The 13,991-nt window shown below is 70.8% G+C and carries 13 protein-coding genes; 3 read left to right on the forward strand and 10 right to left on the reverse strand.

Translation table 11 applies throughout. The features are described from left to right. Positions 1-5: 5 nt before the first annotated feature. Positions 6-1,016 (reverse strand): glycerophosphodiester phosphodiesterase family protein, encoded by a 1,011-nt coding sequence (locus CRP27_RS13685; RefSeq protein ID WP_097181214.1) that lies wholly within the window; start codon positions 1,014-1,016, stop codon positions 6-8. Positions 1,017-1,122: 106 nt separating this feature from the next. Here CRP27_RS13685 and CRP27_RS13690 point away from each other — a divergent pair, with 106 nt between their 5' ends. Then, the gene (locus CRP27_RS13690) at positions 1,123-2,145 is read left to right on the forward strand and encodes a DUF817 domain-containing protein (protein WP_097181215.1); all 1,023 of its coding nucleotides are present in this window, start codon (positions 1,123-1,125) and stop codon (positions 2,143-2,145) included. Positions 2,146-2,176: 31 nt separating this feature from the next. Next, positions 2,177-3,046, forward strand: coding sequence for a Bax inhibitor-1/YccA family protein (locus CRP27_RS13695; protein ID WP_097181216.1), 870 nt, complete (start codon positions 2,177-2,179; stop codon positions 3,044-3,046). A 199-nt stretch (positions 3,047-3,245) separates the two neighbouring features. Here the strand turns inward: CRP27_RS13695 and guaA are convergent, their stop codons facing one another. Genes guaA through hutH form a run of 6 tightly spaced genes read right to left on the reverse strand, consistent with a single transcriptional unit; the run spans position 3,246 to position 9,637 of the window. Next, entirely contained in the window at positions 3,246-4,826 is a 1,581-nt protein-coding gene (gene guaA / locus CRP27_RS13700) for a glutamine-hydrolyzing GMP synthase (RefSeq protein ID WP_097181217.1), read from the reverse strand. Then, positions 4,823-5,269, reverse strand: a complete 447-nt coding sequence (locus tag CRP27_RS13705) for a DUF3817 domain-containing protein (protein WP_070417720.1) — start codon at positions 5,267-5,269, stop codon at positions 4,823-4,825. The genes guaA and CRP27_RS13705 overlap by 4 nt, the downstream gene beginning before the upstream one ends. A 10-nt stretch (positions 5,270-5,279) precedes the next feature. Further along, positions 5,280-6,017 carry an SURF1 family cytochrome oxidase biogenesis protein gene (locus CRP27_RS13710; protein ID WP_176505607.1) on the reverse strand — a complete coding sequence of 246 codons (738 nt, stop codon included), beginning with the start codon at positions 6,015-6,017 and terminating at the stop codon, positions 5,280-5,282. A 47-nt stretch (positions 6,018-6,064) separates the two neighbouring features. Beyond that, entirely contained in the window at positions 6,065-7,498 is a 1,434-nt protein-coding gene (locus CRP27_RS13715) for a cation:proton antiporter (protein WP_097181219.1), read from the reverse strand. A gap of 3 nt (positions 7,499-7,501) precedes the next feature. Then, positions 7,502-8,032 (reverse strand): cation:proton antiporter regulatory subunit, encoded by a 531-nt coding sequence (locus CRP27_RS13720; RefSeq protein ID WP_097181220.1) that lies wholly within the window; start codon positions 8,030-8,032, stop codon positions 7,502-7,504. Between the two features lie 57 nt (positions 8,033-8,089). Further along, positions 8,090-9,637, reverse strand: a complete 1,548-nt coding sequence (hutH, locus tag CRP27_RS13725; protein WP_097181221.1) for a histidine ammonia-lyase — start codon at positions 9,635-9,637, stop codon at positions 8,090-8,092. A 99-nt stretch (positions 9,638-9,736) separates the two neighbouring features. Here hutH and CRP27_RS13730 point away from each other — a divergent pair, with 99 nt between their 5' ends. Beyond that, complete coding sequence (locus CRP27_RS13730) at positions 9,737-10,240, forward strand: hypothetical protein (protein WP_097181222.1); 504 nt, start codon at positions 9,737-9,739, stop codon at positions 10,238-10,240. An 87-nt stretch (positions 10,241-10,327) separates the two neighbouring features. Here CRP27_RS13730 and CRP27_RS13735 read toward each other — a convergent pair whose 3' ends face one another. The 3 genes from CRP27_RS13735 to CRP27_RS18010 all read right to left on the reverse strand — a co-directional run bounded on the left by CRP27_RS13735 (position 10,328) and on the right by CRP27_RS18010 (position 13,861). Further along, on the reverse strand, positions 10,328-12,184 hold the full coding sequence (locus CRP27_RS13735) for a glycerol-3-phosphate dehydrogenase/oxidase (RefSeq protein WP_097181223.1): 1,857 nt from the start codon (positions 12,182-12,184) through the stop codon (positions 10,328-10,330). Positions 12,185-12,278: 94 nt separating this feature from the next. Continuing rightward, positions 12,279-13,400, reverse strand: coding sequence for a GuaB3 family IMP dehydrogenase-related protein (locus CRP27_RS13740; RefSeq protein WP_079237337.1), 1,122 nt, complete (start codon positions 13,398-13,400; stop codon positions 12,279-12,281). 269 nt (positions 13,401-13,669) lie between these two features. Further along, positions 13,670-13,861 (reverse strand): hypothetical protein, encoded by a 192-nt coding sequence (locus tag CRP27_RS18010; RefSeq protein ID WP_141399772.1) that lies wholly within the window; start codon positions 13,859-13,861, stop codon positions 13,670-13,672. Positions 13,862-13,991: the final 130 nt, after the last annotated feature.

Consider the following 13,991-nt stretch of genomic DNA (forward strand, 5'->3'; position numbering starts at 1 on the left):
ACAGTCTAGGCGCGACCCCCGACAGCCGAGCGGGCGAGGACCGCCAGGTCGGTGTGGTCCGCGAACACGCCGTCGAGTCCGGTCCGGACGACCGACGTGAACCACCGCTCCCAGTCGCCGAACGCCGCGACCTCGCCCCCGCGCCGGAGCGGCGCCGGCAGGAACCGGTTCTCCGGGCGGAGCGTCCACGTGTACACGGCGAGCCCGGCCTCGTGCGCACGGTCCACGATCGCGCTCCGCACCGGCGTCGGGTCGTCGAGCGCCACGCTGTCCGTGCCCGCCATCACCGTGGCGACCGCGAGGCTGATCCCGTGGAACTCGGTCGCGAGCGAGGCGAGCGCGTCGTCGGATCGCTCCGCGGCGTACGTGGGAGCCAGCGACCCGTGTGACGCGACCTCGTCCGGGGCGCTGCCACGTGCCTCCTGGAGGTACACGAGCCGACCACCCGTCCCACGCGAGCGGAGGTCCCGGAGCACGCCCTTCTCGAAGCACTCGACCGTGAGCCGCTCGTCCCCGCGCCACCCGGCGTCACCGAGGACGCCGTCGAGCAGCTCGTCCATCGGGAACCCGGCGCGGTGGAAGAAGTCGGCGTGCTTGACCTCGGCGACGAGCCCGACCGGGCGCGGTGCCGCGTCCAGGATGCCGAGCAGATCCTCGAGGCGCAAGACTGGTTCCTCACCGTCGTGCTCCGCCGAACCCGGGCGCAGCGCGGGCAGGCGCTCCCGGGTCCGGAGCGTCTGCAGTTCGGCCCACGTGAAGTCCTCGGTGAACCAGCCGGTCAGCGTCTGTCCGTCGACGGTCTTGGTCGTCCGCAGGTGCCGGAACTCCGGGTGGTCCGCGACGTCGGTCGTGCCGGAGACCTCGTTCTCGTGCCGGAGCACCAGCACGCCGTCCTTCGTCGGCACGAGGTCCGGCTCGATCGCGTCGGCACCCATCGCGACCGCGAGCTCGTACGCGCTCCGCGAGTGCTCGGGACGGTAGCCGGACGCGCCACGGTGGGCGATCACCAGGGTCATGGCCGCACCCTACTGGGCGGTGGTGTCCGCGGCCTGGCGTGTGTCGGGCGGCACATCCGGGTCCGCACAGGCCGCCGTTCCCAGCCGCGGGTCGGACGCTCGGCCCATGACCGTCCGATCACTCTCGACCGCCGTCGAGCACCGCATCGACCGCGCCGCACGCCGGGTGCTCGACGCGGGACACCAGCCGCACCGACCCGTCCGGCTCGCGCTGACCGAGTTCCTGGTGTTCGGCGCGAAGCAGGCCTGGGCGTGCACGTTCGGAGCACTGCTGCTCGCCACCATGGCGGTCGTGCACCTGACCGTCCCGGTCGGGTCCCGGAACGACGTGACCACGGTCGCCGCCGTCCTGCTGCAGCTCGGGATGCTCGTGTTCGGGCTCGAGACGGTCCGGGAGCTCCGGGTCGTCCTGCTCTTCCACGTCGTCGGCACCGTGATGGAGGTGTTCAAGACCCACGTGGGCTCGTGGACCTACGAGCAGTCCGGCGTCCTGGTGGTGCTCGGCGTCCCGCTGTTCTCCGGCTTCATGTACGGCGCGGTCGGGTCGTACATGGTGCGCGTGTACCGGTTGTTCGACCTGCGGTTCGACCGGTTCCCGAGACAGTGGGTGCTCGCGGTCGTCGCGGCCCTGGTCTACGCGAACTTCTTCGGCCACCACTTCGTGTGGGACGCCCGGTACGTGCTGCTCGCGCTCGTGGTGCTCCTGTTCGGCACCACGACCATGCACGCGCGGGTCCACCGGACGGTGCTGCGGATGCCGGTCCTCGTCGCGATGGGGCTCGTGGCCCTGTTCATCTGGCTCGCCGAGAACGTCGCCACCTGGGCCGGCGCGTGGTCCTACCCCGCGCAGGCGGCGGCCTGGCACCCGGTCGCGCCCACGAAGATCGTGGCCTGGCTGCTCCTCATGCTCATCTCGGTCGCGCTGGTCACGTGGGTCCACCCGGCGGTGCGGCCTGGAGGCGCGGATCACCGTGGTCCGGCACGCCCCGTCCGGCGGTCGGCTGGTTCTCGACGACTTCGGGGCGCGCGCGCAGCAGATCCCCATATGCTGCGGGAGACGGGGCCCTCCGGGACCGCTTCCGCTCGCCGCGAATCCTCAGCCTTCCGCGACCGAGCGCCCCTAGGCTGAGAGGACTCGAATCTCCAAGGAAGAGGACACCATGGCCTTCAAGCCCGGTTTCGACCAGTCCCCCGCCTTCAACAACCAGGGGCCCAACACCTGGGGTGGGCGCGGCGCTGGTCAGCAGCAGGCCGGCTGGGGACAGACCCCGCAGCAGGCGCAGGGCGGCATGACGCCCGAGCAGCTGCAGTACATGTACGACCGCCCGGCGGCCAGCACGGTCGACACGGACCGCATGTCGTACGAGGACACCATCGTCAAGACGCTGCTCGCGTTCGGTGTGCTCATCGTCGGTGCCGTCGCGGGGTGGAACCTGCCCCTGGTCGTCTGGATCGTCGGCGCCGTCGTCGGGTTCGTCCTGGCGCTCGTCAACACCTTCAAGAAGAAGCCGTCGCCGGCACTCGTCCTGGCCTACGCCTTCTTCGAGGGCCTGTTCGTCGGCGGCATCTCGGGCTACTACAACAGTGCGTTCGAGGGCATCGTCACGCAGGCCGTCTTCGGCACCCTCGGGGTCTTCGCCGTCACGCTGCTGCTGTTCCTCTCCGGCAAGGTCCGCGCGACACCCAGGGCCACACGGTTCTTCCTCGTCGCGATCGTCGGGTACATGGCGTTCTCACTCGTGAACCTCGTCCTGATGTGGACCGGCGTCACGAAGACGGCGTTCGGGCTCATGGGCGCACCGAGCTTCCTCTTCGGCATCCCGTGGGGCGTCATCATCGGCGTCTTCGTCGTGATCATGGCGGCGTACTCCCTCGTGCTCGACTTCGACCAGATCAAGACCGGCGTCCAGCGCGGCGCCCCGAAGATCTACGCGTGGACGGCGGCGTTCGGCCTCATCGTCACCCTCGTGTGGCTGTACCTCGAGATCCTGCGCATCCTCGCCATCATCGCGAGCAGCCAGCGCAACTAGCTCCGACCAGGAGGGCCCCGGCGAACACGCCGGGGCCCTTCGTCGTTCCCGGCCTCGCCTCGTTCGAGCCGCTGAGATCGCACTTCGGCGGCCATCGACGCCGGCGATCCGTCACGGAGTGCGATCTCGGCGAAGGTCAGGCCCCGACGCGAAGGGGCCCGGCACGCAGTGCGTGCCGGGCCCCTCCAACGCGGGAGGACTACTCCCACTCGATCGTCCCCGGCGGCTTCGACGTGACGTCGAGCACGACCCGGTTCACGTCGGGCACCTCGTTCGTGATCCGGTTCGAGATCTTCGCGAGGGTGTCGTACGGCAGGCGGGTCCAGTCGGCGGTCATCGCGTCCTCCGAGGAGACCGGACGGAGCACGATCGGGTGGCCGTAGGTGCGGCCGTCGCCCTGGACGCCCACGGAGCGGACGTCCGCGAGCAGGACGACCGGGCACTGCCAGATCTCCTGGTCGAGGCCGGCCGCGGTGAGCTCCTCGCGCGCGATCTTGTCTGCAGCACGGAGCAGCTCGAGGCGGTCCTTCGTGACCTCGCCGACGATGCGGATGCCGAGTCCGGGGCCGGGGAACGGCTGGCGGCCGACGATGACCTCGGGCAGCCCGAGCTCGCGACCGACCGCGCGGACCTCGTCCTTGAACAGGGTCCGGAGCGGCTCGACGAGTTCGAACGTCATGTCGTCCGGGAGGCCGCCGACGTTGTGGTGCGACTTGATGTTCGCCGTGCCGGAACCACCGCCGGACTCGACCACGTCGGGGTAGAGCGTGCCCTGCACGAGGAACTTGACCTCGGCCGCGTCGTCGTCGCCGCGGGCTTCGAGCACGAGGGCCTCGGCCGCTGCCTCGAAGGTGCGGATGAACTCGCGCCCGATGATCTTGCGCTTCTGCTCCGGGTCGCTGACGCCGGCGAGGGCGTCGAGGAACTGCTGCTCGGCGTCGATCGTGACGAGGCGGACACCGGTCGAGGCGACGTAGTCCTCCTCCACCTGCTTGCGCTCGTCGGCGCGGAGAAGCCCGTGGTCGACGAAGACGCACGTGAGCTGGTCACCGACGGCCTTGTGCACGATCGCTGCGGCGACGGCGGAGTCGACACCACCGGAGAGCCCGGCGATCACGCGGCTCGATCCCACCTGCGCCTGGATCCGGGCGACCTGCTCCTCGATGACGTTCGCGGAGTTCCAGTCACCCGGCAGACCCGCGGCGCGGTGCAGGAAGTTCTCGAGCACGGCCTGGCCGTACACGGAGTGCTTGACCTCGGGGTGCCACTGCACGCCGTAGAGCCTGCGCTCGTCGGAGGCGAACGCGGCGACGGGGGTCGAGGCGCTCGACGCGAGGACCTCGAAGCCCTCCGGGGCCTTCGCCACGGAGTCGCCGTGCGACATCCAGGTCACCTGCGACTCCGGCTGCGCGCCGAGGAGCACGCTGTCGGTGCCCGTCACGGTGACGTCGGTCGCGCCGTACTCACGCTGCCCGGTCTGCGCGACCTCGCCGCCGAGCGCGGTCGCCATGGCCTGGAAGCCGTAGCAGATGCCCAGCACGGGGACGCCGAGGTCGAGGATGTCGCCGTCGAGGGACGGAGCGCCCGCTTCGTACACGGACGACGGACCTCCGGACAGCACGATGGCTGCCGGGTCCTTCGCGCGGACCTCGTCCGCCGTGATCGAGTGCGGGACGATCTCGCTGTAGACGTTCGCCTCACGGACCCGTCGCGCGATGAGCTGCGCGTACTGGGCTCCGAAGTCGACGACGAGGACGGGACGCTGTTCGGTCTCGCTCACCGAGCGGCCTCCTTCTCACGCTGCTGGGCAGCGGTCAGCTCGTGGTAGGTGTCCATGGCGATCTTCTGCATGCGGTGCTCGACCACGAACGACATGAACGGGATGATGCCCCCGAGGGCGATGAGCAGGAAGCGGATCGGCTTCCAGCGCATGATGCTCCACAGACGGAAGTCGGTGAAGAGGTAGAGCACGTACAGCCAGCCGTGGGCGATGAGGATGCCGATCGACAGGTTGAAGGTGCCTGGTTCCTTGCCCGCCGTGCCCTCCGGCACGAAGAACGCGCCGCCGCCGAGCTGCATCTCGAGGTGCAGCGGCGTGTACTTGATGACCATCTCGACCACCAGGGCGAGCAGCAGCACACCCGTGATGTACGCCGAGACGCGGTACCACTTCACCGCGCCCGGGATCTTCGGGATGTCACGGGTACGGACGGTCAGAGCCATATCGGCCATCCTACCGTCGGTCGGCGAGGGCCCCGTCGACGCTGAGAGCGGCCTCACGGCGGTCCTCTTCCTCGCGCTCCCAGGCGTCCTTCACGAAGCGGTACCAGAGGAACACGGCGAACCCGGCGAAGACGACCCACTCGACGGCGTAGAAGAGGTTCAGCCAGTCGAACTGGACCTCGCGCGTCGGGGCACGGTCGGCGATGGTGCCGAGGTCTGCGGCCTTCGCGGTGGTGCCGTCGGCGACGACGTACCCGAGGTACATCTCGTCGTCGAAGCTCTTCCACGTGTTCACGAACCGGGCCGGCGCGACCGCCGAGTACTCGCCCTTGTCGTAGGTGTCCTGGTCTGGAGACTCGGCCGGGTAGTAGCGGCCCTCGATCGTCAGGCGCGCGCCGTCCGTCAGACGGTCACCGCCGGCGACGGCGGCCGAGCGCTGGTCGGACCACCCGATGACGACCGGGAGGCTCGCCCCGCTCCCGGCATCGACCAGGTGTCCCACGGTCTGGTACGTCCCACCTCCGCTGCGGCCGGTCAGGACGGTCGTGTCGCCGGCGACGAACGTGCCGGTGACGGTGACCTTCTGTCCGGCCATCGTCTCGGTGGCGGGCTGCATCGGCCGGGTCACGGCGTCGAGGGACTTCCGCGTCTCGGTGGTCGCCGGCAGTGGCTTGCCGTTCGCGATGCTCCGCTCGAGCTGCCACTTGCCCAACCCGGCGAACACCGCCGCCAGCACGAGCGCCAGCAACAGCAGCGCGATCCACCTCGGTCGTCGGGCTACGGCCCACATTCGTATCAGTACTCCGGATCGCGCTGGCGGACCGGGCGTTCGGGGCGCTCGGCCGGAAGGGGCTCGGACGCCGCCTCCGAGGGCTCATTCTCTCGCTCTTCCCTGCCAGCCGCCTCCACCAGGGCGAACTCCTCCGCGAACTGGCGGTCGCGCTCCGCGCGGCGTGCGGCGGCATCAGCGGCGTCGGACTCGGCCTCGGCCTCGGCCGCCTCGGCCGCGGCGGCAGCCGCGACGGCCCGGCGCCCGCCGAGGCGCGTGCGCAGCCGCGCGAGGCGGGCGGGTCGCACCACGAGGCGGCCGATCCGGTCCGAGTTCACGGCGAGGAGGGGTCCGAGGATGGCCATGACGAGGACGTAGAGGCCCGCGAACGCGGTGATCCGTGCCTCCAGGCCGGCGGCAGCCGACAGCGTCGCGAGGATCAGCGCGAACTCGCCACGGTTCACCAGGATGACGGCGGTGTTGATGCCCTGCTGGACGTTGAAGCCGTTCATCCGGGCGACGAGCTGACCGGCGACCGCGTTGAGCACGACCGTCATGCCGATGGCGCCGAGGACGGGCCAGAGCACCTCGCCGAAGGTGGACAGGTCGAGCCCGAGGCCGAAGTTCACGAAGAAGAACGCCGCGAACACGTCGCGCATCGGGAGTGCGAGCTGCTCGATGCGGTCCCGGTAGCGGGTCGCACCGCAGAGCAGACCGATCACGAAGGCGCCGATGGCGTCGGTCACGCCGAGCAGGTCACCGATCCCGCCGAACATGACGGCGAGGCCGAAGAACAGCACGGTGAAGAGCTCGTCGTCACGCGTCGCGAAGAGCTTCGACACCCACTTGCCGGCGAACCGGGCGAGGGTGAACATGACGATCAGGAACCCGAACGCGAGTGCGAGCTTGCCGACCACCGCCCAGACGTTCGTGTCGCCGGAGAGCACCACGGAGACGATCGCGAGGTAGATCGCGATGAAGACGTCCTCGATCACCGTGACACCGAGGATCATCGGCGTCTCGTCGTTCGCCAGGCGCCGCAGCTCGATGAGGAGCTTCGTCACGATCGCGCTCGACGACGTCGCCGTCATGCCCGCGATGATCAGGGCCTCACGCGTGCCCCAGCCGAGCGAGAACCCGAACGCGAAGCCGACGCCCATGTTGATGGCGACGTACGTGCCACCCGAGACAAGGAGCTTCCCGGCGTTGCCGTAGAACTCCTCCTGGTCGAACTCCAACCCGAGGTTGAACAGCAGCAGGATGAGGCCGAAGGTCGCGATCAGCTCGATCGTGTGCGACTCGACGCTCAGCCCGATCCACGGCGTGTGCGGGCTCGCGATGAGCCCGACGATCATGTAGATCGGGATCGCGGGCAGGCCGATGGTCTTGCCCAGTCGTCCGAGGACGTAGGCGATGAGGAACAGGCCGCCGATGGTCAGCAGCTCACCACCCAGGTGCACGGGCTAGCTCCTCGGCGGGGCCTCGGCCGCAGCGGCCGCAAGCTCTCCGCTGCGGTAGAACGAGAACGCCTTCGCCACCTTCTCCGGGGACCCGGCGACGACGATGGTGTCGCCCGGGAACACGACGAAGTCCGGCGACGGAGCCGGGTTGGCGCTGTCGCCGCGGACGACGGCCACGACGGTCAGGCCGATGAAGCCGGAGTCGTGCAGGTCACCGAGGGGCTTGCCGGCGATCGCGTCGTCGTAGTCGACCGAGAACCAGTCGATGCTGAGGCCCGGGATCTCGTCGAGCTTGTCGAGGCCCTCGGTGATCCGGGTGCCGCCGAGCAGTTCGGCGAGCGTGTGTGCTTCGTCCTCACTGAGGCGCAGCGACACCTTCTCCGACTTGTCCGCGCCGTCCGAGACGTCCGCGAAGGAGATGAGGTCGGAGTGACCCGACCGGTGCGTGATGACACCGCACTTGCCACCGTCGTCGGTGTAGAAGCTGTGCAGCACGCCGACTCCGGGGAGTTTGACGCGATGGACGTCGACCATGATGGCTCCCTTTTCGAGTACCCCGATGATAACCACCGCGGACGTCCGGCCATTCCGTCAGGCGAGGTCGGTTCCGGCACCTCGTGCCGCCGCGAGCAGCGACCGGTCCGCGACGAGCTCGACGGCCGCCGCGATCTCGGGGGCGAGCCAGCGGTCGTCGCCCGGCCCCGCGACCCGCTGCCGGAGCACGGCGCGCACCGCACCGGTGAGCGCAGCCGTCCCGGCGCCGCGCATGTCGGCCGCGCGCGCCGCCGTCAGGACCTCGATCGCGAGCACGCGGGTGAGCCCGTCGACCGCCCGGCGGAGCTTGCGTGCGGCACCCCAGCCCATCGACACGTGGTCCTCCTGCATCGCCGAGGTCGGGATCGAGTCCACCGACGCGGGCACGGCCAGGCGCTTCAGCTCGGAGACGATCCCGGCCTGCGTGTACTGCGCGATCATGTGCCCGGAGTCGACACCGGGGTCGTTCGCCAGGAAGGGCGGGAGCCCACCGCTCCGGGTCGCGTCGAGGAACCGGTCGGTCCGGCGTTCGGACATGCTCGCGACGTCCGCCACGGCGATCGCGAGGAAGTCGAGCACGTAGCCGATCGGCGCGCCGTGGAAGTTCCCGTTCGACTCGACCCGGCCGTCGAGCGTGACCACGGGGTTGTCGACCGCGGACGCCAGCTCGCGGGACGCGACGAGTGCCGCGTGGTCGACGGTGTCCCGCGCGGCACCGTGCACCTGTGGGGCGCAGCGCAGCGAGTAGGCGTCCTGGACCCGGGTGAACCCCGTGGAGCGGTGCGCGGCGATCACCGGCGAACCGTCCAGCGCGGCACGCATGTTCGCGGCCGAGCGGGCCTGGCCCGGGTGCGGGCGGAGCGCCTGCAGGTCGGCGGCGAAGACGGTGTCCGTGCCGGCCAGGCCCTCGACGCTCATCGCCGCCGCGAGGTCTGCCGTGCTGAGCAGTGCGCCGAGGTCGTCGAGCGCCAGGACGAGCATCCCGAGCATGCCGTCGGTGCCGTTGATGAGCGCCAGGCCCTCCTTCTCGCGGAGGACCAGCGGCTCGATGCCCGCCGCGGCGAGCGCCTCGGCCGCCGACATCGGGACACCGTGGACCCGCACGTCGCCCTCCCCCATCGCGGCGAGCGCGCAGTGCGCCAGCGGGGCGAGGTCGCCGGAGCAGCCCAGACTGCCGTACTCCCCGATCACCGGGGTGATCCCGGCGTTGAGCAGGTCGGCGTAGGTCTGGGCGACCTCGGGACGGACGCCCGTGCGACCGGTGGCGAGGGTGGACAGTCGGAGGAGCAGGAGCGCACGGACCACCTCGTCCTCGACGGCGGGGCCGCTCGACGCCGCGTGGCTGCGGACGAGGGAGGCCTGCAGCTGCGCACGACGGTCGAACGGGATCTGCTTGGTCGCGAGGGCGCCGAAGCCGGTCGAGACGCCGTAGTGCGGGACGGTGTCGTCCGCGAGGGCCTCGATCACGGCACGACTCTCGGCCATCGCGGCGAGCGCGGTGGGTGCGAGCGCGACGTGGGCGCCGTGCCGGGCGACGGCGACCACGTCGCCGGGAGCGAGTGCGCCGACGTCGACCGTGACGGCGGGTGCGGTGGTGGTGGTCATGCTGCTCCTGCGCTGGGCGCGGACGGCGCCGGGTGAACGGTACCGACTGGACGGTACAGATCATGGCAGTGTTCCGGACGGTTCCGCTAGGGTCCGCGCATGGGGAGAACACGCATCGTCGTCACCGGGGTCGGGGTCCTGGCGGTCGTCGTCTACGCAGCACTGCTCGCGGTGCAGGAACTCGTGCTCGATCCGCTCGCAGCCGTGCCGGGGACGCCGCTCGCGACGATCTCCGCGCACCTCGACGGGCAGGGGTTCGACGTGCGCTCCGACGTGGTGGGCGTCGTCGTCATCGCGTCGATCGGCGTCGTCCTCGCGGTCGTGGTCGCCGTCGTGACGCTGTGGCGGCGCGTCGAAGCACACTTCGTCGCCGCCTGGTTCCTCGGCATCCTGGCCGCCGGCGCGGTCCCGGCCTTCGCCGCGGGCTTCCAGCTCGGCATGGACGTCGCCGACGGGTACGGCATCGGCGGGGGGGACCACACCATCTGGGCCGGTGTCCTGTACGGCACCAGCGTGATCGCGCTCGTCGCGATCCCGGTCGTCCTCGTGGTGGGTGAGCGTCGCCGTGCGCGCCACGCCACGTCGGCGACGCTGGTCGCCTGACGGGGGCGGGTCGCGCCTCCAGGCTGGAGACCGACTGGAGGCGCGACCCGCGTTCGCGACGTGGGCCGCGTCGGAGTGGGGCCGGGTCTACTCGGGTTCCGTCGTCTTCTCGCCGACCACCGCTTCGTCGGACGCCTTCGCGCCCTCCGCGCCGCTCGAGCGGCCACCGCCGACGACCACGTCGTCCTCGTCGAAGCCGAACGCGATGTCCGGCGCCTCGAGACGGACGCGGTCCGCCGACTCGTCGTCGGGCTGCAGCTGCGACTCCCGCTCGGCGGCGACGCGCTTCAGGTAGTTCGACACCTCGTTCTCGGTGGTCTCCTGGTCCCAGCCGAGCACGTCCGCCATGAGCTTCGCGGCGACCGGGGCGGCGGACTCACCGCGGTCCCACGCCTCGATCGAGATGCGGGTCCGGCGGGCGAGGACGTCCTCCAGGTGCAGCGCACCCTCGTGCGAGGCCGCGTAGACCACCTCGGCGCCGATGTAGTCGTCGGCTCCGGGGAGCGGCTCGGCGAGCGACGGGTCGTCCTTCACGAGCCGGAGGACCTCGGTCGCGAGCGTGCCGTACCGGTTCAGCAGGTGCTCGATGCGGACCTTGTGCACCCCGAACGACCGGGCGGTGCGGCCGCGGCGGTTCCAGGCGGCCGGGTACCCCTCGGCTCCGAGGAGCGGGATGTCCTCGGTCGTCGATCCCGGGATCTTCCCGTCCATCGCCGCGACCGCTTCGTCGATGGCGTCCTTGCCCATCACGCGGTACGTCGTCCACTTGCCGCCGGCGACGACCACGAGCCCGGGGACCGTGTGGGCGACGACGTGCTCCCGGCTGAGCTTCGACGTCTGGTCGGACTCACCCGCGAGCAGCGGCCGGAGTCCCGCGTAGACGCCCTCGACGTCCTCGCGCGTGAGCGGGACCGCGAGGACCTTGTTCACGTGCTCGAGGATGTAGTCGATGTCCGCCGCGGTCGCCGCCGGGTGTGCCTTGTCGAGGTACCAGTCGGTGTCCGTCGTCCCGACGAGCCAGTGCCGTCCCCACGGGATCACGAACAGCACGCTCTTCTCGGTGCGGAGGATCATGCCCGTGTTCGACTGGAAGCGGTCCCGCGGGATGACGAGGTGCACGCCCTTCGACGCCCGCACCTTGAACTGGCCGCGGGTCCCGATCATCGCCTGGGTGTCGTCGGTCCAGACGCCCGTCGCGTTGACGACCTGCTTCGCGCGGATCTCGAACTTCTCACCGGTCTGGATGTCGTGCGCCTCGGCCCCGACCACGCGTTCCCCGACCTTGATGAAGCCCTCGATGCGGATGCGGCTGGCGGCGTGTGCACCGTACGACGCCGCCGTGCGCACCAGCGACGCGACGTAGCGGGCGTCGTCGACCTGGGCGTCGTAGTAGGTCATGCCGCCGACGAAGGCGTCCTTCTTCAGGCCGGGCATGTTCTTGAGGACCTGCCCACGGCTGAGGTGCCGGTGGTGCGGGACGCCGGGAGGGCGGCCGCCGGACCAGCTGAACACGTCGTACATCGCCATGCCGATGCCGATGTAGAACCGCTCCCACACGCGGTGGTTGAGCGGGTAGAGGAACCGGACGGGCTTGACCAGGTGCGGGGCGATCCGCTGCAGGAGGAGTCCGCGCTCGATCAACGCCTCGCGGACGAGGGCGAAGTTGAGCTGCTCGAGGTACCGGATGCCGCCGTGGACGAGCTTCGACGAGCGGCTCGACGTCCCCGAACCCCAGTCACGGGCCTCGACGATGCCGACGTTCAGACCACGGGTCACGGCATCGAGCGCACTCCCAGCACCGACGATCCCGCCGCCGACGACCAGGACGTCGAGCTCGCGGGTCTTCATCGCCTCGATCGCGGCCGCGCGCTCGTCGGGGCCGAGCTTCGCCGACGGGTCGAACCCGACCCCCGGGGCCGCGTTCTCGGCCCGGGCGGGCCTCATTGCGCTGCTGCTGGACTTCGCCATCGTCGCCTCCGTGTCGCGGTGTCACGCTCGGCGCCGTGGCGTCACCCGCGCTGGAGTGCGGGTGCCACCGTCACTGCTGGTGGTACGGCGCCACGACCACTTCTACTCGCTGGAACTCCTTGACGTCGGAGTATCCGGTCGTCGCCATCGACCGGCGCAGCGCACCGATGATGTTCGCGCGGCCGTCCCACGTCGGGGTCGGGCCGTTCAGGACGTTCTCGAGCGGGGCGATCGTGCCCACCTCGACCCGGCGGCCACGGGGCAGCTCCGGGTGGTGCGCCTCGGCACCCCAGTGGAACCCGCCGCCCGGCGCCTCGGTCGCGCGGGCCAGGGCGGTACCGAGCATCACGGCGTCGGCGCCCATCGCGATCGCCTTCACCACGTCACCAGCGGTGTCGAGACCGCCGTCGGCGATGACGTGCACGTACCGGCCGCCGGACTCGTCCATGTAGTCGCGGCGAGCGCCGGCGATGTCCGCGACGGCCGTGGCCATCGGGGCGTGGATGCCGAGCGCGGCACGGGTCGTCGAGGCTGCGCCACCGCCGAAGCCGACGAGCACACCCGCGGCACCGGTGCGCATGAGGTGCAGTGCCGCCGTGTAGGTCGAGGCACCGCCCACGATCACCGGGACGTCGAGTTCGTAGATGAACTTCTTGAGGTTGAGGGGCTCGGTGTTCTGCGAGACGTGCTCGGCCGAGACCGTGGTGCCGCGGATCACGAACAGGTCGACACCGGCGTCGACGACGGTCTGCGAGAACTCCTGCGTGCGCTGCGGGCTGAGGGAGCCGGCGACCGGGACGCCCGCGGCGCGGATCTCGGCGAGACGCGCGGTGATCAGCTCGGCCTTGACCGGCTCGGAGTAGATCTCCTGCATGCGCTTCGTGACGTTGCCGTCGGTGAGCGCCTTGATCTCGTCGAAGTAGGGCGTCGGGTCCTCGTAGCGGGTCCAGAGCCCCTCGAGGTCGAGCACGCCGAGCATGCCGAGCTTGCCCATCTGGATGACCGTGGCCGGCGAGGCGACGGAGTCCATCGGGGCCGAGAGGATCGGCGACTCGAACGTGAACGCGTCGATCGACCACTGCACGTTCACGTCGCGCGGGTCACGCGTCCGTCGCGAGGGGACCACCGCGATGTCGTCGAACGCGTACGCCCGACGTCCGCGCTTGCCTGCACCGATCTCGACTTCACTCACCCGGCAAGCCTAGCGGTCGTGTCGTGCGCGTGACCCGGGTGGGCGCGGGCGGGCGGGGTCGCACCGTGCGAGGTCGGACGGGGTCGCACCGTGCGAGGTCGGACGGGGTCGCACCGTGCGAGGTCGGGCGGAGTCGCACCGTGCGAGGTCTCGGCACGGTGCGAGGTGTCGCGCAGTGTGCGAGGTCCCGCGGGTCGCACGGAGCGCGGGACCTCGCACCGTGCGCTCCCGGGACGCGTCCCGTGCACGCCGGCCTCGCACCGTGCGGGTCAGCGAGGCGGGCGCGGGCGGGCCCGGCGCTTGCGGAGGGCGCGCAGGACGAGTCCGAGCAGGAGCGCCAGCACGATCAGGACCCCGAGGAGCGCCGCCGCCACCTTCACGAGCAGGGCCGCCCCGATGAAGAGCGCGGCGAACACGAGCCAGACGAGGGCGTCGAGCACGAGGGGGCCGGGGGTACGCACGTGCGGAACGATACCGACGAGGCGGGGGCGAGCCGTGCCTCCAGGCCGGGTGTGGGCGACACCGCGCTCGTCGTGAGACGCCGCGCGCACCGCGAGACGCCGCAGGATCCGGCGGTGTCTCGGCCGCCGG

It is taken from the genome of Curtobacterium sp. 314Chir4.1, from assembly GCF_900215175.1.
In the GTDB taxonomy this organism is placed as follows: Bacteria; Actinomycetota; Actinomycetes; order Actinomycetales; family Microbacteriaceae; genus Curtobacterium; species Curtobacterium pusillum_A.

Coding starts and splice junctions, on each gene's coding strand:
- CRP27_RS13685 (WP_097181214.1), bottom strand. CDS start 1,016: ATGACCCTGGTGATCGCCCACCGTGGCGCGTCCGGCTACCGTCCCGAG.
- CRP27_RS13690 (WP_097181215.1), top strand. CDS start 1,123: ATGACCGTCCGATCACTCTCGACCGCCGTCGAGCACCGCATCGACCGC.
- CRP27_RS13695 (WP_097181216.1), top strand. CDS start 2,177: ATGGCCTTCAAGCCCGGTTTCGACCAGTCCCCCGCCTTCAACAACCAG.
- CRP27_RS13705 (WP_070417720.1), bottom strand. CDS start 5,269: ATGGCTCTGACCGTCCGTACCCGTGACATCCCGAAGATCCCGGGCGCG.
- CRP27_RS13720 (WP_097181220.1), bottom strand. CDS start 8,032: ATGGTCGACGTCCATCGCGTCAAACTCCCCGGAGTCGGCGTGCTGCAC.
- hutH (WP_097181221.1), bottom strand. CDS start 9,637: ATGACCACCACCACCGCACCCGCCGTCACGGTCGACGTCGGCGCACTC.
- CRP27_RS13730 (WP_097181222.1), top strand. CDS start 9,737: ATGGGGAGAACACGCATCGTCGTCACCGGGGTCGGGGTCCTGGCGGTC.
- CRP27_RS13735 (WP_097181223.1), bottom strand. CDS start 12,184: ATGAGGCCCGCCCGGGCCGAGAACGCGGCCCCGGGGGTCGGGTTCGAC.